This window comes from Streptomyces ficellus, from assembly GCF_009739905.1.
GTDB classification, from domain to species: Bacteria; Actinomycetota; Actinomycetes; order Streptomycetales; family Streptomycetaceae; genus Streptomyces; species Streptomyces ficellus_A.
Genome location: NZ_CP034279.1, coordinates 6,484,476 through 6,506,128, shown reverse-complemented (window position 1 = coordinate 6,506,128; position 21,653 = coordinate 6,484,476). Strand labels below are relative to the sequence as shown.

Annotated in this window: 22 protein-coding genes and 1 pseudogene; 13 read left to right on the top strand and 10 right to left on the bottom strand. The window is 74.4% G+C overall.

Annotation, left to right across the window (positions count from 1 at the left end):
- Nucleotides 1-279 precede the first annotated feature (279 nt).
- On the bottom strand, nucleotides 280-1,506 hold the full coding sequence (locus EIZ62_RS29240) for an ROK family protein (protein WP_156695669.1): 1,227 nt from the start codon (nucleotides 1,504-1,506) through the stop codon (nucleotides 280-282).
- A gap of 121 nt (nucleotides 1,507-1,627) precedes the next feature.
- Between EIZ62_RS29240 and EIZ62_RS29235 the strand changes: the two genes are divergently transcribed.
- The 4 genes from EIZ62_RS29235 (at nucleotide 1,628) to EIZ62_RS29220 (ending at nucleotide 4,796) form a co-directional block, all read left to right on the top strand.
- Nucleotides 1,628-2,314 (top strand): HhH-GDP family DNA glycosylase, encoded by a 687-nt coding sequence (locus EIZ62_RS29235; protein ID WP_156695668.1) that lies wholly within the window; start codon nucleotides 1,628-1,630, stop codon nucleotides 2,312-2,314.
- The gene (locus EIZ62_RS29230; RefSeq protein WP_156695667.1) at nucleotides 2,311-2,664 is read left to right on the top strand and encodes a DUF8129 domain-containing protein; all 354 of its coding nucleotides are present in this window, start codon (nucleotides 2,311-2,313) and stop codon (nucleotides 2,662-2,664) included. The genes EIZ62_RS29235 and EIZ62_RS29230 overlap by 4 nt, the downstream gene beginning before the upstream one ends.
- 98 nt (nucleotides 2,665-2,762) lie before the next feature.
- Nucleotides 2,763-3,971: an MFS transporter gene (locus tag EIZ62_RS29225; RefSeq protein ID WP_156695666.1), complete on the top strand. Its 1,209-nt coding sequence runs from the start codon at nucleotides 2,763-2,765 to the stop codon at nucleotides 3,969-3,971.
- A gap of 81 nt (nucleotides 3,972-4,052) precedes the next feature.
- Complete coding sequence (locus tag EIZ62_RS29220; RefSeq protein WP_156696651.1) at nucleotides 4,053-4,796, top strand: maleylpyruvate isomerase family mycothiol-dependent enzyme; 744 nt, start codon at nucleotides 4,053-4,055, stop codon at nucleotides 4,794-4,796.
- On the opposite strand, the gene EIZ62_RS29215 is transcribed toward EIZ62_RS29220, so the two are convergent.
- Nucleotides 4,783-5,196 carry a MarR family winged helix-turn-helix transcriptional regulator gene (locus tag EIZ62_RS29215; protein ID WP_156695665.1) on the bottom strand — a complete coding sequence of 138 codons (414 nt, stop codon included), beginning with the start codon at nucleotides 5,194-5,196 and terminating at the stop codon, nucleotides 4,783-4,785. The genes EIZ62_RS29220 and EIZ62_RS29215 overlap by 14 nt on opposite strands.
- 88 nt (nucleotides 5,197-5,284) lie before the next feature.
- Between EIZ62_RS29215 and EIZ62_RS29210 the strand changes: the two genes are divergently transcribed.
- Together EIZ62_RS29210 and EIZ62_RS29205 are read left to right on the top strand one after the other, a co-directional pair.
- The gene (locus EIZ62_RS29210; protein WP_156695664.1) at nucleotides 5,285-6,820 is read left to right on the top strand and encodes an MFS transporter; all 1,536 of its coding nucleotides are present in this window, start codon (nucleotides 5,285-5,287) and stop codon (nucleotides 6,818-6,820) included.
- 74 nt (nucleotides 6,821-6,894) lie between these two features.
- Nucleotides 6,895-7,176: a DUF6332 family protein gene (locus EIZ62_RS29205; RefSeq protein WP_156695663.1), complete on the top strand. Its 282-nt coding sequence runs from the start codon at nucleotides 6,895-6,897 to the stop codon at nucleotides 7,174-7,176.
- Here the strand turns inward: EIZ62_RS29205 and EIZ62_RS32985 are convergent.
- The 3 genes and pseudogenes from EIZ62_RS32985 to EIZ62_RS29190 form a co-directional block, all read right to left on the bottom strand.
- A pseudogene (locus tag EIZ62_RS32985) lies at nucleotides 7,137-7,259 on the bottom strand (DNA-binding response regulator); the annotation flags it as partial. The gene EIZ62_RS29205 and the pseudogene EIZ62_RS32985 sit on opposite strands and share 40 nt — an antisense overlap.
- 209 nt (nucleotides 7,260-7,468) lie before the next feature.
- The gene (locus tag EIZ62_RS29195; RefSeq protein WP_156695662.1) at nucleotides 7,469-8,650 is read right to left on the bottom strand and encodes a GDSL-type esterase/lipase family protein; all 1,182 of its coding nucleotides are present in this window, start codon (nucleotides 8,648-8,650) and stop codon (nucleotides 7,469-7,471) included.
- 36 nt (nucleotides 8,651-8,686) lie between these two features.
- Nucleotides 8,687-9,370, bottom strand: coding sequence for a TetR/AcrR family transcriptional regulator (locus EIZ62_RS29190; RefSeq protein WP_156695661.1), 684 nt, complete (start codon nucleotides 9,368-9,370; stop codon nucleotides 8,687-8,689).
- A 106-nt stretch (nucleotides 9,371-9,476) separates the two neighbouring features.
- On the opposite strand from EIZ62_RS29190, the gene EIZ62_RS29185 reads away from it, so the two are divergent.
- Nucleotides 9,477-9,923 (top strand): nitroreductase family deazaflavin-dependent oxidoreductase, encoded by a 447-nt coding sequence (locus EIZ62_RS29185; RefSeq protein WP_156695660.1) that lies wholly within the window; start codon nucleotides 9,477-9,479, stop codon nucleotides 9,921-9,923.
- Between the two features lie 316 nt (nucleotides 9,924-10,239).
- Here the strand turns inward: EIZ62_RS29185 and EIZ62_RS29180 are convergent, their stop codons facing one another.
- Complete coding sequence (locus tag EIZ62_RS29180; protein ID WP_244376005.1) at nucleotides 10,240-11,457, bottom strand: geranylgeranyl reductase family protein; 1,218 nt, start codon at nucleotides 11,455-11,457, stop codon at nucleotides 10,240-10,242.
- A 160-nt stretch (nucleotides 11,458-11,617) separates the two neighbouring features.
- Between EIZ62_RS29180 and EIZ62_RS29175 the strand changes: the two genes are divergently transcribed.
- Nucleotides 11,618-13,003 (top strand): dipeptidase, encoded by a 1,386-nt coding sequence (locus tag EIZ62_RS29175; RefSeq protein WP_156695658.1) that lies wholly within the window; start codon nucleotides 11,618-11,620, stop codon nucleotides 13,001-13,003.
- A gap of 68 nt (nucleotides 13,004-13,071) precedes the next feature.
- On the top strand, nucleotides 13,072-13,797 hold the full coding sequence (locus tag EIZ62_RS29170; RefSeq protein WP_425281858.1) for an MBL fold metallo-hydrolase: 726 nt from the start codon (nucleotides 13,072-13,074) through the stop codon (nucleotides 13,795-13,797).
- Nucleotides 13,798-13,855: 58 nt separating this feature from the next.
- Here EIZ62_RS29170 and EIZ62_RS29165 read toward each other — a convergent pair whose 3' ends face one another.
- The gene (locus tag EIZ62_RS29165) at nucleotides 13,856-14,896 is read right to left on the bottom strand and encodes an NUDIX hydrolase (protein WP_156695657.1); all 1,041 of its coding nucleotides are present in this window, start codon (nucleotides 14,894-14,896) and stop codon (nucleotides 13,856-13,858) included.
- A gap of 231 nt (nucleotides 14,897-15,127) precedes the next feature.
- On the opposite strand from EIZ62_RS29165, the gene EIZ62_RS29160 reads away from it, so the two are divergent.
- Nucleotides 15,128-15,349 (top strand): hypothetical protein, encoded by a 222-nt coding sequence (locus EIZ62_RS29160; protein ID WP_156695656.1) that lies wholly within the window; start codon nucleotides 15,128-15,130, stop codon nucleotides 15,347-15,349.
- 114 nt (nucleotides 15,350-15,463) lie between these two features.
- On the opposite strand, the gene EIZ62_RS29155 is transcribed toward EIZ62_RS29160, so the two are convergent.
- Complete coding sequence (locus EIZ62_RS29155) at nucleotides 15,464-16,423, bottom strand: ROK family protein (protein WP_156695655.1); 960 nt, start codon at nucleotides 16,421-16,423, stop codon at nucleotides 15,464-15,466.
- A gap of 345 nt (nucleotides 16,424-16,768) precedes the next feature.
- Here EIZ62_RS29155 and EIZ62_RS29150 point away from each other — a divergent pair, with 345 nt between their 5' ends.
- Entirely contained in the window at nucleotides 16,769-17,749 is a 981-nt protein-coding gene (locus tag EIZ62_RS29150) for a LacI family DNA-binding transcriptional regulator (protein ID WP_156696649.1), read from the top strand.
- Between the two features lie 40 nt (nucleotides 17,750-17,789).
- Here the strand turns inward: EIZ62_RS29150 and EIZ62_RS29145 are convergent, their stop codons facing one another.
- Complete coding sequence (locus EIZ62_RS29145; protein ID WP_156695654.1) at nucleotides 17,790-18,644, bottom strand: ABC transporter permease; 855 nt, start codon at nucleotides 18,642-18,644, stop codon at nucleotides 17,790-17,792.
- The gene (locus EIZ62_RS29140; RefSeq protein ID WP_208828087.1) at nucleotides 18,641-19,582 is read right to left on the bottom strand and encodes an ABC transporter ATP-binding protein; all 942 of its coding nucleotides are present in this window, start codon (nucleotides 19,580-19,582) and stop codon (nucleotides 18,641-18,643) included. The genes EIZ62_RS29145 and EIZ62_RS29140 overlap by 4 nt, the downstream gene beginning before the upstream one ends.
- A gap of 131 nt (nucleotides 19,583-19,713) precedes the next feature.
- Here EIZ62_RS29140 and EIZ62_RS29135 point away from each other — a divergent pair, with 131 nt between their 5' ends.
- Together EIZ62_RS29135 and EIZ62_RS29130 are read left to right on the top strand one after the other, a co-directional pair.
- Entirely contained in the window at nucleotides 19,714-20,982 is a 1,269-nt protein-coding gene (locus tag EIZ62_RS29135; protein ID WP_156695652.1) for a sensor histidine kinase, read from the top strand.
- Nucleotides 20,979-21,647, top strand: coding sequence for a response regulator transcription factor (locus tag EIZ62_RS29130; RefSeq protein ID WP_156695651.1), 669 nt, complete (start codon nucleotides 20,979-20,981; stop codon nucleotides 21,645-21,647). The genes EIZ62_RS29135 and EIZ62_RS29130 overlap by 4 nt, the downstream gene beginning before the upstream one ends.
- The last annotated feature ends 6 nt before the right edge of the window (nucleotides 21,648-21,653 follow it).

The window sequence follows — 21,653 nt, the reverse complement described above, 5'->3', positions numbered from 1 at the left end:
CAGTCGCGCTGCCGAGCGGCCGACCACGCAGCCGGTCCGCGAGCTGCCCGGCCGAGCAACAGCCCGCGCGGCCGAGGTCCACGGGCTACGCGTTCGGGTCCACAGACTTGGCAGCCGGTCCGCGTCGCGGGCGAGCTGCCCGGCCGAGCAACAGCCCGCGCGGCCGAGGTCCACGGCCTGCATCCGAAACCACGGGCTTGGCGCCCGCCCGCGAGACATGCGGCCGCAGCGGCCCGCGCCCTGGCGTCGGCGTTCACGCCGCTCGTTCGCGCCGCTCGTTCACGCCGCCGGCTGGCCCAGGGCGGCGAGGGGGTCGTCCAGCACGGGCTGCCAGGCCAGTTCGGCCGCGCCGGCGAGGCTGTTGTGGTCCAGGGTGCAGCCCAGGATCGGTACGCCGCCGCTGCGGCCCCACAGGCTGCGGTCGGCGACCACCGCGCGCAGCCGCTCGGGGTCGGCGGCCAGGAGTTCGCGGTGCAGGCCGCCGAGGATGATGCGGTCGGGGTTGAGGATGTTGACCAGGCCCGCCAGCCCCAGGCCCAGCCGGTCGACCAGCTCCTCCGTGGCCGCCCGGACGCCCTCGTCGTCGGCGTGGTCGCGGAGCAGGTCACGGGACTGCTGGAGCAGGGAGACCTCGGGCCCGGGTTCACGGCCGGCTGCCGTGAGGAAGGCCAGCGGGTCGGCCTCGACGTCCAGGCAGCCGCGGCTGCCGCAGTAGCAGGGGCGGCCCGCCGGATTGACGGTGAGGTGCCCCACTTCGAGGGCGAGGCCGGAACTGCCGGTGTGGAGGCGCCCGTCCAGGACGAGGGCGCCGCCGACGCCGCGGTGCCCGGTGGCGACGCAGAGCAGGTGCTGGGCGCCGCGCCCCGCGCCGTGCCGGTGCTCGGCCAGGGCGGCGAGGTTCACGTCGTTGCCGGTGAACGCGGGGCCGTCGATCCCGGCCGCCCGGACCAGCTCGGCGAAGACGTCCCGGACGGGCGCCCCGGCCGGCCAGGCGACGTGCAGCGGGTTGAGGGCGGTGCCTTCGGGCTCGGCGACGGCGGAGGGCACGGCGAGGCCGGCGCCCACGCAGCGGCGCCCGCTCTCCCGGAGCAGGCCGGCGCCCGCCTCCACGACGGCCGCGAGGACCTGCGCCGGGTCGGCGGTCACCGTCATGGAGCCGGGCGCCGTGGCGACGACACGGCCGCCGAGGCCGACCAGGGCGGCGCGGAAGCCGTCGGCGTGGATCTGGGCGGCGAGGGCGACCGGGCCGTTCTCCTCGACGGTGAGCCGGTGCGACGGCCGGCCCTGCGAACCGGCCGCGGCACCGGGGCGGGAGTCGACGCGGATGAGACCGAGCGCCTCCAGCTCGGCGGCGACGGCACCGGCGGTGGCACGGGTGACACCGAGCTCGGCGGTGAGGACGGCGCGGGTGGGGGCGCGCCCGGTATGCACCAGCTCCAGTGCGGGTCCGAGCGCGCTGCGGCCCCGGTCCAGCCGGGATCGGGTCGTGGTCGCCTTGCCGTTCATGGGGGCGAGTCTCCCATGATCCAGCGGGCCGCCCCGCCCGGTGGTGCTGTTTCGGCCGACCCTGGACGGGTACTGCGGGCGGCAGGTTCACCGGGGATCGCGCGAGGTTCCAGGAGGTCGCATGGCACGCCCCGCCAACGGGACGACGGTCCGGTCCCTCCTCGACCGGGAGGGCCGTACCTACGCGGAGGAAGCCGGGATCCGCCTCAAGGACACTCCGCAGCCGCTGTACCAGGTGCTGGTCCTGGCCCACCTGCTGAGCGCGCGGATCCGCGCCGGCACGGCGGTGGCGGCGGCGCGCGCCCTCTTCGACGCGGGCCTGCGGGACGCGCGCCACATGCGGGACGCGACGTGGCAGCGGCGCGTGGACGCGCTGGGCGAGGGCGGCTACCGGCGGTACGACGAGCGGACGTCGACCCAGCTGGGCGAGGCCGCCGGGCTGGTGCTCGACACGTACGGCGGCGACCTGCGCCGGATGCGCGACATCGCCGGCGGTGACGTGGACGCGCTGCGGGGCCTGCTCCGGGAGGTGCCCGGGATCGGCCCGGCCGGGGCGGACATCTTCCTGCGCGAGGTGCAGGGCGTGTGGCCGGACCTGGCGCCGTACCTGGACCGCAAGACGCTGGACGGGGCGCGGCGGCTGGGACTGCCGGCGGAACCGGAGGAGCTGGCCCGACTCGTCGGGAAGGAGGAACTGCCCGCGCTGGCCGCCGCTCTGGTGCGCGCGGCGCTGGACGAGCAGGTCGTCGACGAGGTGGTCGGGGACGTGCGCGAGACGGACGACGAGACACAGGGAGGATCCGGATGACCACCGACCACGGCGGACTTCCGCTGCCCGACTACGACGAGCTGCCCGTCGGCACGCTGGAGCACCGCATCCGGTCGCTCGGCGTCCCCGAGCTGGACCAGTTGCTGCACTACGAGCACGAGCACGCCGACCGGGCGATGGTCGTGCAGGTGCTGACGGCCCGCAAACGGCAACTGGACGCCGGAGCCCCCCTGTCCGGCGGCAACCCCGCCGCCGCCAAGCCGGAGAAGGCCGCGCCCGGCCGGGGCGGCTCCCCGGTCTCGCCGGCCACGTCGCAGGAACCCATGAGCCCACCGCCACACGGCACGCCGGCCCAACAGGGCAAGCCCAAGGGCGACCGCACGGGCTGACGCGTCGCTCACGAAGGGCGACCACGCCGTCTGACGCCGCGCCCGCGAACGCCCCTTCCGGTTTGATGGCGACCCTCCCCAACCCCTACCCTGACTTTGTGCCGCTACTAAACAAACTCAGGACGACCGGCGCCGGGAGCCCCGGCGGGGCCACCGACATGCGCTCCCTCGCCGGTCTCCGTACCGCCCTGACCTTGTTCTTCGCCCTCGACGGGTTCCTGTTCGCCGGCTGGGTGGTCCGGATCCCGGCCATCAAGCAGCAGACCGGCGCCTCCGCCGGTGACCTTGGGCTGGCCCTCCTCGGGGTGTCGGCGGGCGCGGTGGTGACCATGACGCTGACCGGCCGTCTGTGCCGGCGCTTCGGCAGCCACCCGGTGACCGTCGTGTCGGCGGTGCTGCTCAGCCTGAGCATCGCGCTGCCCGCGCTGACCCATTCGGCGCTCGCGCTCGGGCTGGTGCTGCTGGTGTTCGGCACCGCGTACGGCGGCATCAACGTGGCGATGAACAGCGCCGCGGTCGACCTGGTGGCCGCGATGCGCCGCCCGGTGATGCCGAGCTTCCACGCCGCGTTCAGCCTCGGCGGCATGCTCGGCGCCGGGCTCGGCGGCCTGGTCGCGGCCGGGCTCTCCCCCGTCGCGCACCTCCTCGGGCTCACGGTCGCGGGGCTGCTGCTGACGGCCGCCGCCGGCCCCGTACTGCTGCGTCACCCCTCCCCCGCCGCCCCGGAGGCCGTGCCGGCCGACGAGCGGCCGCGGGCCCGGCTCGACGGCCGGTCGCGCCGGCTCGTGACCGTCTTCGGGGTGATCGCGCTGTGCACGGCGTACGGAGAGGGGGCGCTGGCCGACTGGGGAGCGCTCCACCTGGAACAGGACCTGCACGCCCACCCCGGCGTGGCCGCCGCCGGGTACTCGCTGTTCGCCCTCGCGATGACGGCCGGGCGCCTCTCGGGTACGGCGCTGCTGGAGCGCCTGGGACAGACCCGCACCCTTGTGGCGGGCGGGGCGACGGCAGCGGTCGGCATGCTGCTGGGCGCGCTGGCGCCGACGGTGTGGCTGGTTCTGCTCGGCTTCGCCGTCACGGGGCTTGGCCTGGCGAACATCTTCCCCGTCGCCGTCGCCCGGGCCGGCGCCGTGGCCGGGCCCGGCGGAGTGGCCGGCGCCTCCACGCTCGGGTACGGGGGCATGCTGCTCGGGCCGCCGGCGATCGGCTTCCTCGCCGACTGGTTCTCGCTGCCGGCCGCGCTGACGACCGTCGCGGTGCTGGCCGCCGGTGCGGCGCTGATCGGGTACGCCGCGCGCGACGCGTGAGCCACAACGCCCGACGCGTCGCCCAGCCGTTGAACCGCTCCCTGCCCGGGCGGGCGCTGGCAGAATCGCGACATGGCAACCATGGAGATCACTGAGCACATCAAGTACCTGGCCGCCGAGGGCCAGTTGCTCGCCGGCACCGCCGAGCGGGCCGGCACGGGCGCCGCGGTCGCCACCTGCCCAAAGTGGCGGGTACGGGACCTGTTGCGGCACACGGGCATGGTGCACCGCTGGGCCACCGCCTTCGTCACCGAGGGCCACCCCTCGTACCACCCCGCGGAGGGCGAGCCCGACCTCGACGGCGCCGAACTGCTCGGCTGGTTCCGGGAGGGGCACGGGCGCCTGGTCTCGGCGCTGACCGAGGCCCCCGACTCCCTCGCGTGCTGGGCGTTCCTGCCGGCGCCCTCGCCGCGCGCCTTCTGGGCCCGGCGTCAGGCGCACGAGACGGCGGTGCACCGCGCGGACGCGCAGTCGGCGCTGGGGGCCGTGGTCCCGGACATGGCGCCGGAGTTCGCCGCCGACGGGATCGACGAGTTGCTGTGCGGCATGCACTCCCGGGAGAAGAGCCGGGTGCGTACGCCAAAGGCGGCCGTCCTGCGCGTGCGGGCGACGGACACGGCCGACGTGTGGACCGTGCACCTGTCGGACCGGGCGCCGCGCACGGTGCGCACGGACGGGGGCGACGCGGACTGCGAGCTGAGCGGGACGGCCGCCGAGCTGTACCTGGCCCTGTGGAACCGGCTGCCGCTGGAGGCGGTCACCGTGTCCGGGGACGAGGGTGTGGCGCTGCTGTGGCGGGAGACGTCCGCCGTCACCTGGTCGTAGGACCCCGCTCCTCGCCGAGCATCCGGCTGAGCACGGCACGCTGGAGAGGCAGCACTTCGGCGTGCCGGGCTCGTCCGGCGTCGGTGAGGGCGACCCGGACGCCGCGCCGGTCCTCGCTGCACATACCGCGCGCGACCAGGCCGTCCTTCTCCAGGCGGGCGACCAGCCGTGAGAGGGCGCTCTGGCTGAGGTGGACCCGGGAGGCGAGTTCCTGGACGCGGTAGGCGTTGCCGCCATCCTCCGCCGCGCCCTCGGCCAGCACGTCGAGGACCTCGAAGTCGCTGGCGCCCAGGCCGTGCTGGTGCAGCGCACGGTCGAGTTCGCAGGTCGTGCGGGCGTGCAGGGCGAGCACATCGCGCCACTGGTCCACGAGCGCGCGCTCGGACTTCGTCACAGCCATGGAGCCACGTTAGCAGGGAAGACACCACTTGTTGCACAAGAATTAAATGCACTTGCATCCAATGCATATGCATGTACTGTTGCTGCGCATGACCACTCCGCTCAACGCCCCCTCCCCCACTGCGGGTTCGGCCACCGAAGACCGCTGGAGCCCCCGCCTGTGGGGCACGCTGCTGGTGCTGTGCGCCGCGATGTTCCTGGACGCCCTCGACGTCTCGATGGTCGGCGTCGCCCTGCCCTCGATCGCGGCGGACCTCCACCTCTCCACCGCCACCCTTCAGTGGATCGTCAGCGGCTACATCCTGGGCTACGGCGGGCTCCTGCTGCTCGGCGGCCGGGCGGCCGACCTCCTGGGCCGCCGCCGCGTCTTCCTGATCGCCCTCGCCGTCTTCGCGCTCGCCTCCCTGCTCGGCGGGCTCGTCGACTCCGGCCCGCTGCTCATCGCGAGCCGCTTCATCAAGGGCCTGAGCGCCGCGTTCACCGCGCCCGCCGGCCTCTCGATCATCACCACCACGTTCAAGGAGGGCCCGCAGCGCAACCGGGCCCTGTCGATCTACACCACGTGCGCCGCCACCGGCTTCTCCATGGGCCTGGTCCTGTCCGGACTGCTCACCGAGGTGAGCTGGCGCTCCACCATGCTGCTGCCCGCGCCGATCGCGCTCATCGCCCTGGTGGCCGGCCTGCGGCTGATCCCGCACAGCGACCGCGAGGACACCCGCGGCGGCTACGACGTCCCCGGCGCGGTCACCGGCACCGCCGCCATGCTGCTGCTGGTGTTCACCGTGGTCCAGGCGCCCGAGGTGGGCTGGACCTCCGCCCGTACGCTGCTGTCGTTCCTCGCCACCGCCGCCCTGCTCGCCGCCTTCGTGACCATCGAGCGCCGCAGCGCCAGTCCGCTGCTGCGGCTCGGTGTGCTCCGCTCCGGTACGCAGGCCCGCGCCCAGCTCGGAGCCGCCGCGTTCTTCGGTTCGTACGTCGCCTTCCAGTTCATCGCCACCCAGTACATGCAGGCGCTGCTCGGCTGGAGCGCCCTGCAGACCGCCCTCGCGTTCCTGCCGGCCGGTGTGCTGGTGGCGCTGTCCTCCACCAAGATCGGTGACGTGGTGGACCGGTTCGGCACGCCCCGCGTGATCGCCACCGGCTTCGCGCTCCTGGTCGCCGCCTACGCGATCTTCCTCCAGGTCGACCTGACGCCCCGCTACGCGGCCGTCGTCCTGCCCTCGATGCTGCTCCTCGGCGCCGCCTGCGCGCTGACCTTCCCCTCCCTCAACATCCAGGCCACCAACGGCGTGGACGACCGCGAACAGGGCATGGTGTCCGGCCTGCTCAACACCTCCGTCCAGGTGGGCGGCGCCGTCTTCCTCGCCGTCGTCACCGCCGTGATCACGGCGGGCGGCGGGCACGGGGCGAGCTCCCCGCAGGCGGTCCTGGACAGCTTCAGGCCCGGCCTCGCCGTGGTCACGGCGATCGCGGTCGCCGGCCTCCTGATCACCCTGACCGGTCTGCGTGCCGACCGCCGCTCGCGAACCCCGCGGCCGTCGGTCGTGGTCGCCACGTCGGCCGCCACGCCGGTCGAGAAGACCGTGCGGGCCGAGCAGGCGTACCCGGTCGGCGCGCGGGACTGACGGCCCGCGGGTACGGCGCACGGCCGGTGGGCGAGGTCCTTGCCCACCGGCCGCCCTCTTGTGACACTCGGGCCATGGGGAATCGAACACAGGCCCAGCGGGACGCCATGACCGTCGAGATCGGGTACGCGCTGGTGACGGCGGCGTTCCTCGCGCTCGGCGTCTTCCTCCTGTGCGCCGCGCCCGTCCTCGCCCTGGACCTGGCGGGCGGCGCGGCGCGGGGCGTGACCATGGCGGCCGCGACGGCGGCGGGGCTGGCTTTCGTGGCGCGCGTGGTGCGGGTGCTGTGGCGGTACGGGGGTGGCGGGGGTGCCGGTCAGCCGAGCCAGCCCGGGCACACCAGGCCCGACTCGTAGGCCGGCACGACCAGTTGGGCCCGGTCGCGGGCGCCCGGCTTCACCATCGTGCGGCTGACGTGAGAGCAGCGCGTCACCGGCGACCACCGCCCGTACGGCCCGCAGCAGTTAGTCCGGCTCGGTGTCCTTCACCAGGGCGCAGCACGAGCATCGCGGGCCCGGCGAGCAGCAGCGCCCGCGCGAGGGCGTCGAGCGGCTCTCGGTCCGGCTGGCCCCGCGCCGCGAAGGTGGTGCCGACCAGCGCCAGACGCGGCGGGCCGGGGCCGGCGTCGGCCGGGCGGGGCGGTCGCGGCTACTCCCCGGGGAGTACGGGGCCGCCGCCCCCGAAGGCACCCTGCGCGGTGAAGGCCAGCGCGGCGAAGCGTTCGCCCATGCGGCGGTGCGTGGCGGCGTCCGGGTGCAGCGCGTCGGGCAGCGGCAGGTCGGCGGCGTCGGCCTCGCCGTAGAGCCGGCGGCCGTCGAGGTGGTGCAGGTGGGGGTCCCCGGCCGCGCGCTGCGCCACGATGCGGGCCAGCTCGTCACGTATGACGCGCAGGGTCAGCTTTCCGCCCGCCCGGTCCGCCGGGTCGCCCGTGGCGCGGAACCGCAGCCGGCCGGCGGCGAGTTCGGCGGGGTCCATGGCGCTGGGGCCGGGTGTGTCCTCGTGGATGGGGCACAGGATCGGCGAGACGACCAGCAGCGGTGCGGTGGGGTGGCCGTCGCGGATCGTGTCGAGGAAGCCGTGGACGGCGGGGGTGAAGGCACGCAGGCGCATCAGCTCGGTGTTGACCAGGTTGATGCCCAGTTTGACGCTGATCAGGTCCGCCGGTGTGTCCCGCATCGTGCGGGCGGTGAACGGGTCGAGCAGGGCGCTGCCGCCGAAGCCCAGGTTGACCAGGTCCACACCGCCGAGCGACGCGGCGAGCGCGGGCCAGGTGGTGGTGGGGCTCGCCGCGTCCGAGCCGTGGCTGATCGAGCTGCCGTGGTGCAGCCAGACCCGGCGGCCTCGGTCCGGCGCCGGGGCCACCGGGGCGTCGGTGCGCAGCGTCAGGAGCTCCGTCGTCTCGTTGTGGGGCAGCCAGATCTCGACGTCCTTCTCGCGGTCGGGCAGCCCGGTGAACCGCAGGGTGCCGTGCGGGCCGGGCCGGTGGTCGGCGGTCCCGGTGGTCAGGTCGATGGCCAGGGTGTTGCCGCCCGCGACACTGCCCTGCCCGGCCGGGCTCCCGTCGACCAGCAGGTCGTAGACGCCGTCCGGGCGGGGCGGGGAGCCCGCGTAGACGCGTTTGGTGGGGCGTGTGTCGAGTTCCAGGACGGTGGCCCGGGTACGGAAGGCCAGCCGCACCCCGGCGGGCTGTGCCTCGGCCATGGCCAGTTGTCCGTCGACGCCCCGGGCGCGGACCCAGGCGGGGAGCCGGTGCGGCAGCACGCCGTCCTCGGTCTGCTCCACCTCGATGGCACCGCGCAGGAGCCGGGCGGTGACGGGCGTGGTGATCATGCGGTGGTCCTCGGGTGGTGGGGGGTACGGGCGGCGTCAGCGCAGGAGGCCGAGGTCGCGGCCCAGGCGGTCCGCCGAGTGCGCGAAGAACGTCTCCGGTTCCTCGACGACCCGGTTGAAGTGGCCGAACACCTCGAACGAGATCAGCCCGAACAGCTGGCACCAGGCGCCGACGAACGCGACGACCAGCGAGGGCGGAAGGTCCGGGGCGAGGTCGGCCGTGAGACGGTCCGCCTCCGCCCGCATGTCCCGCGCGAGCGGCGGCGGTGCCACACCGTCGCCGCGGTGGGCGTCCCGGAGGACGGACAGCAACGCATGGGCGACGCGGGACGCGGGGGCCACGGTGGCCTGCGGGGCGGAGTATCCGGGCACGGGCGAGCCGTAGATCAGGGCGTACTCATGGGGGTGCGCGACGGCCCAGGCCCGTACGGCGCAGCAGACGGCGGTCCAGCGGGCGCGGGGGGTGGCGGTGGCAGTGAGCGCGGCCTCCGCGGTGGCGCCGACCGCGTCGTACGCGTCGACGATGAGCGCGGTCAGGAGCTCGTCCCGGCTCGGGAAGTACCGGTAGAGGGCCGAGGAGACCATGCCGAGTTCCCGGGCGACGGCACGAAGCGACAGTTTCGCGGCGCCGTCGGCGGCGAGCTGCCGGCGGGCCTCGTCCTTGATGGCGGCGGTGACTTCCACACGTGCCCTCGCGCGGGCTCCTTGGACGGGACTCATGGGAAGCAGTATGCCACCACTTCGAGAGCACTGCTCTTGCTTTGAATCACCGCTCCGTGCACACTGCTCTCAACCGAGAGCACTGCTCACACTCAAAGGGGCCGTCATGTCGCAGCACGTCATCAAGCCCGGCTGGTTCACCATCAACGTCGTCAACCGGGCGGTCGCGTGGATGACCCGGCGCGGCCTCAGCGTCTGGGGTTCACGAGTCCTTGCGGTGCGCGGCCGCAAGAGCGGCGAGTGGCGGCGTACACCGGTCAACGTCCTCACCCTCGAGGGGGCCCAGTATCTGGTGGCGCCGCGTGGCCACGTCCAGTGGACGTACAACATGCGGGCGGCCGGCGGCGGCGAGCTGCACCTGGGCAAGCGGGCGCAGACGTTCACCGCGGTCGAGGTCGGCGACGACGACAAGCCCGAGATCCTGCGCGCCTACCTCAAGCGCTGGAAGGCCGAGGTCGGCGTCTTCTTCAAGGGCACCGGCCCCGACGCCACGGACGAGGAACTCCGCGCCATCGCACCGAAGCACCCGGTGTTCCGCATCACCCTCACCTAATCCCCCACCCGGCAACGCACCCAGCCGGACCGCACCCACCCCCCACCGTCCCGCACCCGGCAACGTACCGGGGCGGGGCCGTGCAGGGTCGCCCCCGCAGGGGCTGGCGGCGTTACCGGGGCTCCCTCAACTCGTAACCCAAGGCCGCCGGCCCCGAGGAGGCGAGCCCGGAGGGGCCACGCCCCCACCCCACCGGGGGTCACCGTCAGGAGGCACGCACCGCCCGCAGGCGAACCGAGAACAGCAGGGCGAACCGAGAACAAGCACCGCCCCACGGCGGACCGCAACCAGACCGGCAGAACCACAGCTGCCGGTACTACCCCCGCCGATCCAGCGCCTCCAGGGCCCGGCGCGCAACGGGCGACGTACGGACGAGCCCGGCCAGCGTCGTCGCACCCCGGGTGATGTCGCTGAACGCCCGCCACGCCGGGCGGAATCCGGTGATCGTCGCGTGCAGCAGACCCGGCCGCTTCTCGAAGAGCGCGAGCATCCGGCGCCCGACGGCCATCTCGACGCCCAGCCCGGCCTTGATGGCGAACGCGTAGTTCAGCGCCTGGCGCCGCGCGTCGACGGCGTCGCCCGCCTCGGCGATCCGTACCGCCCACTCCCCCGCGAGCCGGCCGGACCGCAGCGCGAAGGAGATGCCCTCACGGGTCCACGGCTCCAGGAGCCCGGCCGCGTCGCCGCAGACGAGCACCCGCCCGCGTGACAGCGGGGAGTCGTCGCTGCGGCACCGCGTGAGGTGTCCGGAGGAGATGGCGGGTTCGAAGCCGGCGAGCCCCAGCCGGGCGACGAAGTCCTCGAGGTACCGCTTGGTGACCGTCCCCTCGCCCCGCGCGGAGATCACGCCGACGGTGAGGGTGTCGCCCTTGGGGAACACCCAGCCGTAACTGCCGGGGATGGGCCCCCAGTCGATGAGGACGCGCCCCGCCCAGTCCTCCGCCACGGTCCGCGGAACCGGGATCTCCACCTCCAGGCCGAGGTCGACCTGGTCGGTCTTGACCCCGACGTGCGCCCCTATCCGGCTGGCGCTGCCGTCCGCGCCGACGACCGCCCGGGCGAGTACGACCTCGCCGTCGGCGAGGACGACCGCGACGGTCCGCCGGTCGGGCACAGCGGTGCCGTGCTGCTCGACGCGGGACACCGTCACGCCGGTTCGCAGCTCGGCGCCGGCCTTCTGTGCCTGCTCGACCAGGCCGGCGTCGAACTCGGGACGGTTGACGAGACCGAAGAGCATCCGCTTCGAGCGCCGTGTCCGGGCGAAGCGGCCGTTCAGCGAGAACGTCACCGCGTGCACCCGGTCCTGGAGGGGCAGTTCGAAGCCGGGTGGCAGGGCGTCGCGCGAGGGGCCGATGATGCCGCCGCCGCAGGTTTTGTAGCGCGGCAGCTCGGCCTTCTCCAGCAGGAGCACCCGGCGGCCCGCGACGGCCGCCGCGTACGCCGCGGACGCTCCCGCGGGCCCGGCGCCGACCACGACGACATCCCACACCGGCGCGGAGTTCTCGTTACCGGCGTCTGCGTTCTCGCTGCTCACGATGTGCTTCTGCTCCTGATCCCGGTTAGTCCCTCGGTCCCTGCCTGTGATCGCATCCTACGGCGCGGTACGGCGGCACCCACTGTGGGAGGATCGGACGCGCGTTCGCCGTCGACCACGCAACGCCAGTATCGCCGTCGCACCCACCAGGAGCGTGCCCATGACCGCCCAGCCGAGCCGGCCGACCCCGCAGATCGCCGGAACCGTCGCTTCCTTGATGCCCCGCGCCAAGGCGGAGCTCGCGGAGCTGGTGGCGTTCCGGTCGGTGGCGGACCCGGCGCAGTTCCCGCCGAGCGAGTGCCGGGCGGCGGCGGACTGGGTGGCGGACGCGTTGCGCGCCGAGGACTTCCAGGACGTGTCGGTCTTCGACACCCCGGACGGTTCGCAGTCGGTGTACGGCTACCTGCCCGGCCCGGAGGGCGCTCCGACCGTGCTGCTGTACGCGCACTACGACGTGCAGCCGCCCCTGGACCCGGCCGGCTGGCTCACCCCGCCGTTCGAGCTGACCGAGCGGGAGGACGGCCGCTGGTACGGGCGCGGGGCCGCCGACTGCAAGGGCGGCTTCATCATGCACCTGCTCGCGCTGCGCGCGCTGAAGGCGAACGGCGGGGTGCCGGTCGGCGTCAAGGTGATCGCCGAGGGCTCGGAGGAGCAGGGCACGGGCGGCCTGGAGCGGTACGCCGAGGCGCACCCGGAGCTGCTCGCGGCGGACGCGATCGTGATCGGCGACGCGGGGAACTTCCGGGCCGGTCTGCCGACGGTCACGGCGACGCTGCGCGGGATGACGATGGTGCGCGTCACCCTGGAGACCCTCCGGGGCAACCTGCACTCCGGGTTGTTCGGCGGGGCCGCGCCGGACGCGCTGGCCGCGCTCATCCGCCTGCTGGACTCGCTGCGGGGCGAGGACGGTTCGACGACGGTGGACGGGCTGGACGCCGAGGGGGCGTGGCAGGGCCTCGAGTACCCGGAGGAGGACTTCCGCGGGGACGCCAAGGTGCTCGACGGCGTGGAGCTGATCGGTCACGGAACGGTCGGCGACCGGCTGTGGGCCCGCCCGGCCGTCACGGTCATGGGCATCGACTGCCCTCCGGTCGTCGGCGCCACCCCGTCCGTCCACGCCACCGCGCGTGCGCAGATCAGTCTGCGGGTGCCGCCGGGGCAGGACGCCGCCGAGGCGACGAAGCTGCTGACCGCGCACCTGGAGGCCCACGCGCCGTGGGGTGCGCGGGTGTCGGTGGAGCAGGTGGGGCAGGGCCAGCCGTTCCGTGCGGACGTGACGAGCCCGGCGTACACCTCGATGGCGGACGCGCTGGGTGCCGCGTACCCGGGGCAGGAGATGCAGATCGCGGGCATGGGCGGCTCGATCCCGCTGTGCAACACGCTGGCGGCGCTGTATCCGTCGGCGGAGATCCTGCTGATCGGGCTGAGTGAGCCGGAGGCGCAGATCCACGCGGTGAACGAGAGCGTGTCGCCCGACGAGCTGGAGCGCATGTCGGTCGCGGAGGCGCTGTTCCTGCTGAACTACGCGGACTCCGCCCGGGGTTGAGCCGACAGCGGATCTGCGCACGGCAGAGGCGGCGGCCGCGGGCCGGCGCCGGTGCGTAGGTTCGCCGCATGACCATGACTGTGGAGCTCATCGACGTACGGCCCCGGTTGTTCATGCTGCGCTTCCCGATCGGGCAGGCGTACGTGTGGGTGGACGGGGACGACGACCTCACCCTGATCGACGCGGGCTGGGCCGGTGCGGCGCCGCGGATCGAGGCGGCGCTGCGGAGCCGGGGCCTGCGCCCGGAGGGCCTGCGCCGCATCGTGCTCACGCACTGCCACCGCGATCACGCGGGCGCGGCCGGCGCGCTGGCCGGGCGGTACGGGGCCGAGGTGGTGGCGCACGCGGCGGACGCGCCGGTGGTCCGGAACGAGGCGCCGGTCCCGGAGCCGGTCCTGCTCGACTGGGAGGTGCCGCTGTACGAGCACGGGCTGACGGTCCCGCCGGCGCCGCCGACCCGGGTGGACCGGGAGGTCGTGGACGGGGACGGGCTCGGGTTCGGGGACGGGGCCCGGGTGGTGCACACGCCGGGGCACACGGACGGTTCGATCGCGGTGCACCTGCCGCGGCACGGGGTGCTGTTCACGGGCGACACGGTGGCGTCGGTGGGGCGGGTGGCGCTGGGGGTGTTCCATGTGGACCGCGAGCGGGCCGGGACGTCGATGCGGCGGCTGGCGGGGCTGGCCCCGGAGACGGTGTGCTTCGGGCACGGCGACCCGCTGACGGAGGACGCGGCGGCGGTCCTGCGGGCGGCAGCCGGCAGGGACGCCGCCACCGGTACCGCACGGCCGTGAGACCGCACGGCCGTGGGCGGCGGCGCGCCCGGAACGGATGGGCGCGCCGCCGCCCCCGTCAGCCGACCGGGACGCCCGCCTCCAGGTTCAGGACGGTGCCGCGCTCCCGGGCGCGCAGGGCCCAGCGGAGCCGTTCGTAGCGGTTCGGGGGCAGCATCCCGGACGCCTCGCCCTCGGTGACGAACCGCCAGCCGCGCAGTTCGGTGCCGGGGAGCAGGACGCCCCTGGTCTGGGCGGCGGTGAGCCGGCCGCCGTCGAAGAGGAGCCGGAGGCCGCCGTAGCCGGGTGGTCTCGGCGGCTCCCAGTCGACGAGCAACAGCCGCGGGACGACGTCCAGTTCGAGCCCTATCTCCTCGGCGACCTCCCGCATCCCGGCACGCGCCGGGGGCTCACCCCGTTCGACGACCCCGCCGGGGAACTCCCAGCCCGGCTTGTAGGTGGGGTCGACGAGCAGCACGCGGTCCTGCTCGTCGAAGAGGAGGACGCCGGCGGCGAGGGTCTCGCCGGTCGGTTCCGGCGTCTGGACGATCCCGCACGCCCCGGCCGCACCGGTCCGCACCGCGTCGGCGATGGCCCGGGCGGTCTCGGCCGGGGTGAGGCGGCTGTTGTCGACCGCGTAGGCGTCGGCCGACAGCCAGCCGCCGAGCGCCGCGCGGTACGGCTCGATGTGGTCGTACGCCCATTGCCGGACCCGCTCATTGCCGTCCGGGTCGTTCTCGAACTCCTCGCGACCGGAGATACGGCTGCGAAGTATCGTTTCGTCCGGTGTCAGGAGCACATGGTGCACGGCGACGCGGCGGGCGGCGAGCCCACCGAAGATCTCGTCGCGGTACTCCTGGCGCAGCAGCGTCATCGGCACCACCAGTACGCCGCCGACCTCGGCGAGCATCGCGGCCGCGGCGTCCACGACCATCCGCCGCCACATCGGCAGGTCCTGGTAGTCCGTCACCTCGGCGAGCTTCTTCTGCGGCAGCAGGTGGCGCAGTGCCCCGCCGATGATCTCGGGGTCGTAGACGGTGCTGTGCGGGATCAGATCGATCAGTTCGCGCGCGGCACTGGTCTTGCCGGCACTGAACGCACCGTTGATCCAGACGATCACGGTTCCCCCTCCTCCGTAGCCCCCAGTGGCTTGCCCGCAACACCCTGCCACGGAAACCCGCGTGGACCCCCGGGTGTCCGAGGGCGCACGAAACTGTGGCCGGGCTGTTGCGCTTCCGTCGCGTCGGACGGGGCACCAGGAACGTGTCTCACTGTACGAAGAGATGCCCGCACGGACCGTAACGACCGGACCAGGGTGTCGTTGGAACAGGTGATGGACTGGGGGTGTGCAATGGCACGCATGGTGTTGGAGAGGTTCCCGGCGGGAGGCCCGCGGGGCTCGTGGCCGGCGGAAGAGTTCGCCCAGGCCCGGCGGAACGAGGGCCTGGCGGCGGAGGTCGTCATGGACATCGAGGCGGACGCGTTCCTGGTGGTGATGCGGCAACCCCGCCCGGAGCCCCGAACCCCGGCTCCCCGCGCGGCGGGCTCCCGCGTGGAGGCCGCCGTCCACTGAGCGGCACATAGGCGGGCGCCCCGCCCACTGGGGCGCCGGGTGCCCGGCCGTACGCGCCGGGGCGCATCGACCACAGGAGCGCGCCGACCGCCGGGGCGTCCCGGCAGCCGCGGGTCAGCCGGAGAAGGTGACCGCGTGCGGGCCGCGCCGCGCGGGCGCCGCCGCGGCTGCCGCGCCGAGGAGGCCCGCGTCGCCGCCGGTGAGCGCCGGGGCGACCTTCAAACGCTGGACGAAGGAGAGCGTGGCGTAGTCGCGCAGGGCGCGCCGCAGCGGGGCGAACAGCACGTCGCCGGCGCCCGCGACTCCGCCGCCGATCACCGCGATGTCGATCTCGACCAGCGTGGCCGTGGCGGCGATCCCGGCGGCCAGCGCGCGGGCGGCGCGCTCGAAGGACGCCGTGGCGATCGGGTCACCGGCCCGCGCCGAGGCCGCCACCGCGGCGGCCGTGGCGTCACCGTCGGGGCCGGGGCGCCAGCCGTTGTCCAGGGCGCGGCGGGCGATGTTGGGGCCGCTGGCGATCCGCTCGACGCAGCCGCGGGACCCGCACGGGCAGGGGTCACCGTCCAGGTCCACGCTGATGTGGCCGATGTGACCGGCATTGCCCGTGGGACCGGTGTGCAGGCGACCGTCCAGGACGAGTCCGCCGCCGACACCGGTGGAGACCACCATGCACAGCGCGTTGTCGTAGCCCCGGGCGGCACCCCGCCAGTGCTCGGCAGCGGTCATCGCCACGCCGTCGCCGACCAGTTGCACGGGGAGCCCGCCCGTCGCGCGGCGCACCCGCTCGACGAGGGGGTAGCCGCGCCAGCCGGGCACGTTGACCGGGCTGACCCGGCCCGCCGAGGCGTCCACGGGTCCCGCGCTGCCGATGCCGACGGCGCCGGCGTCCGGCCACAGCGGTGACGCCGCGAGTTCGGCGAGGACCTCCTCGACGGCGCCCATCACCGTCTCGGCGCCCTCCCGCGCCGGGGTCGGCCGCTGCACCCGGAGCAGCATGCGGCCGCGGCCGTCCACCAGCGCGCCGGCGATCTTGGTGCCGCCGATGTCCAGTGCGGCGACGAGGTCGGATTGCATCGGTGTCGGATCCCCCGTGAGAGCGTGAGCGTGCGTAGCGTGCCCGGCGTGCCGAGCACCCTGGCCCGGAGCAGCCCGAGCCACGCGGACGGCGGGCCGCGGGCTCGGCCGCGGTCGGCGGACCTGGCCCTTTCCAGGTCTTGTTCAAGAGCGGTTCAAGAACGGTCCACCTCAGTCTCCCCCGGCTTGACAACGTTGTCCAGGGCCTATGCTCGACGCCACAGCCTTGCACATCCGCCCGCGCGCCGATCGCCGAACAACCAACACCGACACCGACACCGACACCGACGACAGGACAGGACACCCGTGGCCCAGCCCGCCCACCGCTACGGCAACCGGCCGACCATGAAGGACGTGGCCGCCCGCGCGGGCGTCGGGCTCAAGACCGTCTCGCGCGTGGTCAACGGCGAGGCGGGCGTCACGCCCGACACGGAACGCCGCGTGCAGGAGGCCATCGAGGCGCTGGGCTTCCGGCGCAACGACAGCGCCCGGGTACTGCGCAAGGGCCGCACCGCCTCGATCGGGCTGGTCCTGGAGGACCTGGCCGACCCGTTCTACGGGCCGCTCAGCCGGGCCGTGGAGGAGGTCGCACGGGCGCACGGGGCGCTGCTCATCAACGGCTCCAGCGCCGAGGACCCGGAGCGTGAGCAGGAACTGGCGCTGGCGCTCTGCGCCCGCCGCGTCGACGGGCTGATCGTGATCCCGGCCGGCACCGACCACCGCTATCTCGAACCGGAGATGAGGGCGGGTATCGCGACGGTCTTCGTGGACCGTCCGGCCGGGCGGATCGACGCGGACGCGGTGCTGTCCGACAGTTTCGGTGGCGCCCGGGCGGGTGCCGCGCACCTGATCGCGCACGGGCACCGCCGGATCGGCTTCATCGGCGACCAGCCGCGCATCCACACCGCCGTGGAGCGGCTGCGCGGCTACCGCGCGGCGATGGAGGACGCCGGGCTGGTGGTGGACGACGCCTGGGTGTCGCTGGGTTCGACGGAGCCGGCCCGGGTGCGGGAGGCGACGGCCGCGATGCTCGGCGGGCCGAACCCGGTCACGGCGATCCTCGCCGGGAACAACCGGGTCACCGTGACCGCCGTACGGGAACTGGCCGCGCGTGAGCGGCCGGTGGCGTTCGTCGGCTTCGACGACATCGAGCTCGCGGACCTCCTGGGCATCACGGTCATCGCCCAGGACGCGGCCGCCCTGGGGCGCACGGCGGCGGAGCGGCTGTTCCGGCGACTGGACGGCTTCGACGACGACGCGTCCCGGACCGTGCTGGAGACGGTGCTGATCCCGCGCGGCTCGGGCGAACTCCCCCCGGCCCCCTGAGGCGCGACACCCACGGCCCACCACCCCTCACCAGCCACCCTCACACGTCCCGGCGGCGTACGACGACCACGGCCAGGGCGACGGCGGCCAGTGGCCAGAGCGCGTACACGAGCCAGGAACCGGGGACCGTGGGAATGAAGACGTGGCTGTCGGGTGAAGGGCCCCAGTTCTGCACCAGGCGCCGCCACGCGGACGCCACCATCATGTGGTTGATGTCGGCGGACCACCGCTCGCTCGGGGAGAAGAGCGGCGGCAGCATCAGCAGGGTGAGGGCCCCGGTGAGCACGGTCGCGGCACTGTGCCGCACCAGGACACCGAGGCCCAGGCCGACCAGTGCGCAGACCGGGGCCAGCAGCGCGGACGCGGCCAGCGCCCGGAACACTCCGGGGTGGGTGATCGGCACCCCGGCCCGCTCTCCCTCCAGGACGGCCTGTGAGACCAGGAACGAACCGGTGGACACGATCAGGCCGACCACCGTCCACAGCGCGGCGGTGACGACGGCCTTGGCCAGGACGACCGCGCCGCGCGCCGGGACGGCCACGGTGGTCGTACGGATCAGCCCGCTGCCGTACTCGCTGACGACGGTGAGCGCGCCGAGGCCGGCGGCGACGAGCATGAGCAGCAGGTATCCGCTCGGCGGGTAGGCGGTGAAGGGCACGAAACCGCGGGGCGGCCGCACGCCCGGCGCGGCGTTCGCGAACTGGTCGACGTCCGCCAGTGCCGCCACGGCGGAGGACCCGACGACGAAGAGAATCGTGACGCCGATCGCCCAGGGCGTGGAGCGGAGGGATCGCGTCTTGATCCACTCGGCGGCGAGCAGGTCACCGAAGCGGGCGGGCGGTTCGTTCGCCGGCCGGGAGAAGGTGGTCACGGGCGCGGTCACGGGCGCGGTCATCGGGTTTCTCCTGCCACGTACTCGATGCTGTCGGCGGTCAGTTCCATGAACGCGTCCTCCAAGGAGGCGTTGTGGGTGGTGAGTTCGGTCAGCAGGATGTGGTGCTCGTGGGCGAGCGCGGCGATGCGGTCGGCCGGCAGTCCTGTGACGAACAGCGTGTCGGCGCCCGTCTCGTCCGGGGAGGTGCCCTTCGCGCGGCCGGGAGCGGCCGACGCGCCCGCGGCGGTCAGGACCGCCGTGAGCTCGGCGGCCCGCCGCGTACCGACCCGGACGCCGGGGCGGGTGCCGCGGGCGGCGAAGTCGGCCAGTGACTCGGCGGCGATGAGGCGTCCCCGGCCGATGACGACGAGGTCGTCGGCGGTGTTCTCCATCTCCGACATCAGGTGGCTGGAGAGGAAGACCGTGCGGCCCTCGGCCGCGAGGCGCCGGAAGAGGCGGCGCATCCAGAGCACGCCTTCGGGGTCCATGCCGTTGACGGGCTCGTCGAAGAGCAGCACGGGCGGGTCACCGAGCAGGGCGGTCGCGATCCCGAGCCGCTGTTTCATGCCGAGCGAGAACCCGCCGATGCGGCGCTTCGCCACCCGGGCGAGGCCGACCTCCTCCAGCACCTCGTCCACCCGGCGGCGCGGGATGCCGTTGCTCCGGGCGAGGGCGGACAGGTGGGCGGTGGCGCTGCGGCCCCCGTGGACGTGGTGGGCGTCCAGGAGGGCGCCGGCGTGCCGCAGGCCGCGGGGATGGCTGCGGAAGGGGACGCCGCTGACGGTGGCGGTGCCGGAGGCGGGCGTCTCCAGGCCGAGGATCATCCGCAGGGTGGTGGTCTTGCCCGCGCCGTTGGGGCCGAGGAATCCGGTGACGCGGCCCGGCCGGACGGTGAAGGACAGGTGGTCGACGGCGACGCTGCCGCCGTAGGACTTGGTGAGTTCGCTGACTTCGATCACAACGGCAACCCTGCCGCGCGGGTTCCGCCGGGGCATGGGGCCGTGGGCGGCAATCGGGCGGCGGGGCCCCTCCCCCGGGTGTAAGCCCCGGGGACGATGTCGTGAGCGCGGGGGCTGGTTAGGCTCGCGGGATGGACGTGACCGGAGCCAACGCCCCCTCGCTGACGCGGACTCGGGCCGCCGCATGGATCGGAGGGGTGCTGTATGTCCTCGCCGTGGTGCTGCTGGTGGGCGGGACGACGCGTGCTCCCGAGATCGTCCCCGCCGTCGGGTCGCTGCTGGCCGCGAGCCTCCTCGCCGCAGTGCTGCGGCGGGCCCCGCTGGTCGCCCTCGCCCTGACGCTCTTCGGTTCCACCGCCGTGGTGGTGGGCACTCCGGAGCTGGCGCCTGCGGAGCCGTTCGGGCCCGTGCCGGTGCCGGTGGCGTTCCAGGGCCAGTTCCTGGCGTACGTGGCGGTGAACCTCGTCCTGGGCTTCGTGGTCGCCACGTGCGGGCGGCGGGCGGCGGTGGCCGCCGTGGCTGCCGCCTTCGCCGTGCAGCTCCTGGGCATCGGTGCCTTCGCGCGCGGGGACGCCCTGACGGTGAACGGGGTGATCGCGCTCCTGGCGATGGTCGCGTCCTGCACGGTCGGCCTGCTCGGCCGCGAGCGGCGGGAGCACGCGGTGGCGCTGCGGTCGCAGGAGGTGGCGGAGGCGGTGACGGCCGAACGGCTGCGGATCGCGCGGGAGTTGCACGACATGGTCGCGCACAGCATCGGCATCATCGCCATCCAGGCCGGGGCGGGGAGCCGGGTCATCGCCAAGCGGCCCGAGGAGGCGGCGGAGGCGCTGCGCGCCATCGAGGCCACGAGCAGGGAGGCCCTGTCGGGTCTGCGGCGGACGCTGGTGGCGCTCCGCAGGACCGACGCGGAGCCTGCGGGCGCGGGGGCCGGGGCCTCGGGGGCGGCCGGTGCGGGGGCCGGGGCCGCCGGTGGGGCGCCGCTCGCGCCGTCGCCGGGTCTGGCGGACCTGGACCGGATGGTGGCGGCCACCATGGAGGCGGGCGTACGCGTCGAGGTGCAACGCGCCGGGGAGCAGCGGCCGTTGCCGCCGGACCTCGACCTGGCGGCCTACCGTATCGTTCAGGAGGCGCTGACCAACGTGGTCCGCCACGCGGGCGCCGGGTGGTGCCGGGTGACCGTCGGGTACGAGGACGAGGAGCTGGTCGTGGAGGTCGTCGACGACGGGCGGGGCGCCCCGGTGGACGCTCCGGCGCACGGCTTCGGCATCGTGGGCATGCGGGAGCGGGCCGGGCTGCTGCACGGCCGCCTGAGCGCCGGGCCGCGCCCGGGGGGCGGCTTCCGGGTGGCGGCGCGGCTGCCCCTTCCGGAGGCCGCGGAGGCCGGGGCGGGGGCCCGGTGACCATCCGTGTCGTCCTCGCCGACGACCAGCCGCTGGTGCGGTCCGGTCTCCGTATGATCATGGCCGATCAGCCCGGCCTGGAGGTCGTCGGTGAGGCCGCGACCGGCGTCGAGGCGGTCGGTCTGGTGCGGGACCTGGCGCCCGACGTGGTGGTGATGGACATCCGTATGCCCGGCATGGACGGGATCGAGGCCACCCGTCTCATCACGGGCGGCCCGGCGGCGACGCGGGTCCTCGTACTGACGACCTTCGACGAGGACGACCACGTGTACGGCGCGCTCCGGGCCGGGGCGAGCGGCTTCGTGGTCAAGGACATGGCCCTGGACGACATCCTCGCGGCGATCCGGGTGGTCGCCGCCGGTGACGCGCTGATCGCACCGGCGGTGACGCGCCGTCTGATCGCCGACTTCGTCGCGCGTCCCACGGGTGCCGGGGAGCGCTCCGGTCCCCCGCTGCCGCCGGACGGCATCACCGAGCGGGAGCGGGAGGTGCTCACGCTGGTGGGACGCGGCCGGTCGAACACCGAGATCGCCGAGGACCTGGTCATCTCCGTGGCCACCGCCAAGTCGCACGTGTCACGGCTGTTCACGAAGCTGGGTGCCCGGGACCGGGTGCAACTGGTGATCACGGCCTATGAGATGGGGCTCGTCGCGCCGTCCCGCTGAGCCCGG

Bases quoted from the DNA above. Each gene is read 5' to 3' on its own strand.
- EIZ62_RS29170 (WP_425281858.1), top strand. From the start codon at position 13,072: ATGACCATGACTGTGGAGCTCATCGACGTACGGCCCCGGTTGTTCATG.
- EIZ62_RS29150 (WP_156696649.1), top strand. From the start codon at position 16,769: ATGAAGGACGTGGCCGCCCGCGCGGGCGTCGGGCTCAAGACCGTCTCG.
- EIZ62_RS29195 (WP_156695662.1), bottom strand. From the start codon at position 8,650: ATGATCACCACGCCCGTCACCGCCCGGCTCCTGCGCGGTGCCATCGAG.
- EIZ62_RS29205 (WP_156695663.1), top strand. From the start codon at position 6,895: ATGGGGAATCGAACACAGGCCCAGCGGGACGCCATGACCGTCGAGATC.
- EIZ62_RS29155 (WP_156695655.1), bottom strand. From the start codon at position 16,423: ATGCAATCCGACCTCGTCGCCGCACTGGACATCGGCGGCACCAAGATC.
- EIZ62_RS29160 (WP_156695656.1), top strand. From the start codon at position 15,128: ATGGCACGCATGGTGTTGGAGAGGTTCCCGGCGGGAGGCCCGCGGGGC.
- EIZ62_RS29235 (WP_156695668.1), top strand. From the start codon at position 1,628: ATGGCACGCCCCGCCAACGGGACGACGGTCCGGTCCCTCCTCGACCGG.
- EIZ62_RS29215 (WP_156695665.1), bottom strand. From the start codon at position 5,196: ATGGCTGTGACGAAGTCCGAGCGCGCGCTCGTGGACCAGTGGCGCGAT.
- EIZ62_RS29145 (WP_156695654.1), bottom strand. From the start codon at position 18,644: ATGACCGCGCCCGTGACCGCGCCCGTGACCACCTTCTCCCGGCCGGCG.
- EIZ62_RS29230 (WP_156695667.1), top strand. From the start codon at position 2,311: ATGACCACCGACCACGGCGGACTTCCGCTGCCCGACTACGACGAGCTG.
- EIZ62_RS29135 (WP_156695652.1), top strand. From the start codon at position 19,714: ATGGACGTGACCGGAGCCAACGCCCCCTCGCTGACGCGGACTCGGGCC.
- EIZ62_RS29220 (WP_156696651.1), top strand. From the start codon at position 4,053: ATGGAGATCACTGAGCACATCAAGTACCTGGCCGCCGAGGGCCAGTTG.
- EIZ62_RS29210 (WP_156695664.1), top strand. From the start codon at position 5,285: ATGACCACTCCGCTCAACGCCCCCTCCCCCACTGCGGGTTCGGCCACC.
- EIZ62_RS29240 (WP_156695669.1), bottom strand. From the start codon at position 1,506: ATGAACGGCAAGGCGACCACGACCCGATCCCGGCTGGACCGGGGCCGC.
- EIZ62_RS29175 (WP_156695658.1), top strand. From the start codon at position 11,618: ATGACCGCCCAGCCGAGCCGGCCGACCCCGCAGATCGCCGGAACCGTC.
- EIZ62_RS29185 (WP_156695660.1), top strand. From the start codon at position 9,477: ATGTCGCAGCACGTCATCAAGCCCGGCTGGTTCACCATCAACGTCGTC.
- EIZ62_RS29190 (WP_156695661.1), bottom strand. From the start codon at position 9,370: ATGAGTCCCGTCCAAGGAGCCCGCGCGAGGGCACGTGTGGAAGTCACC.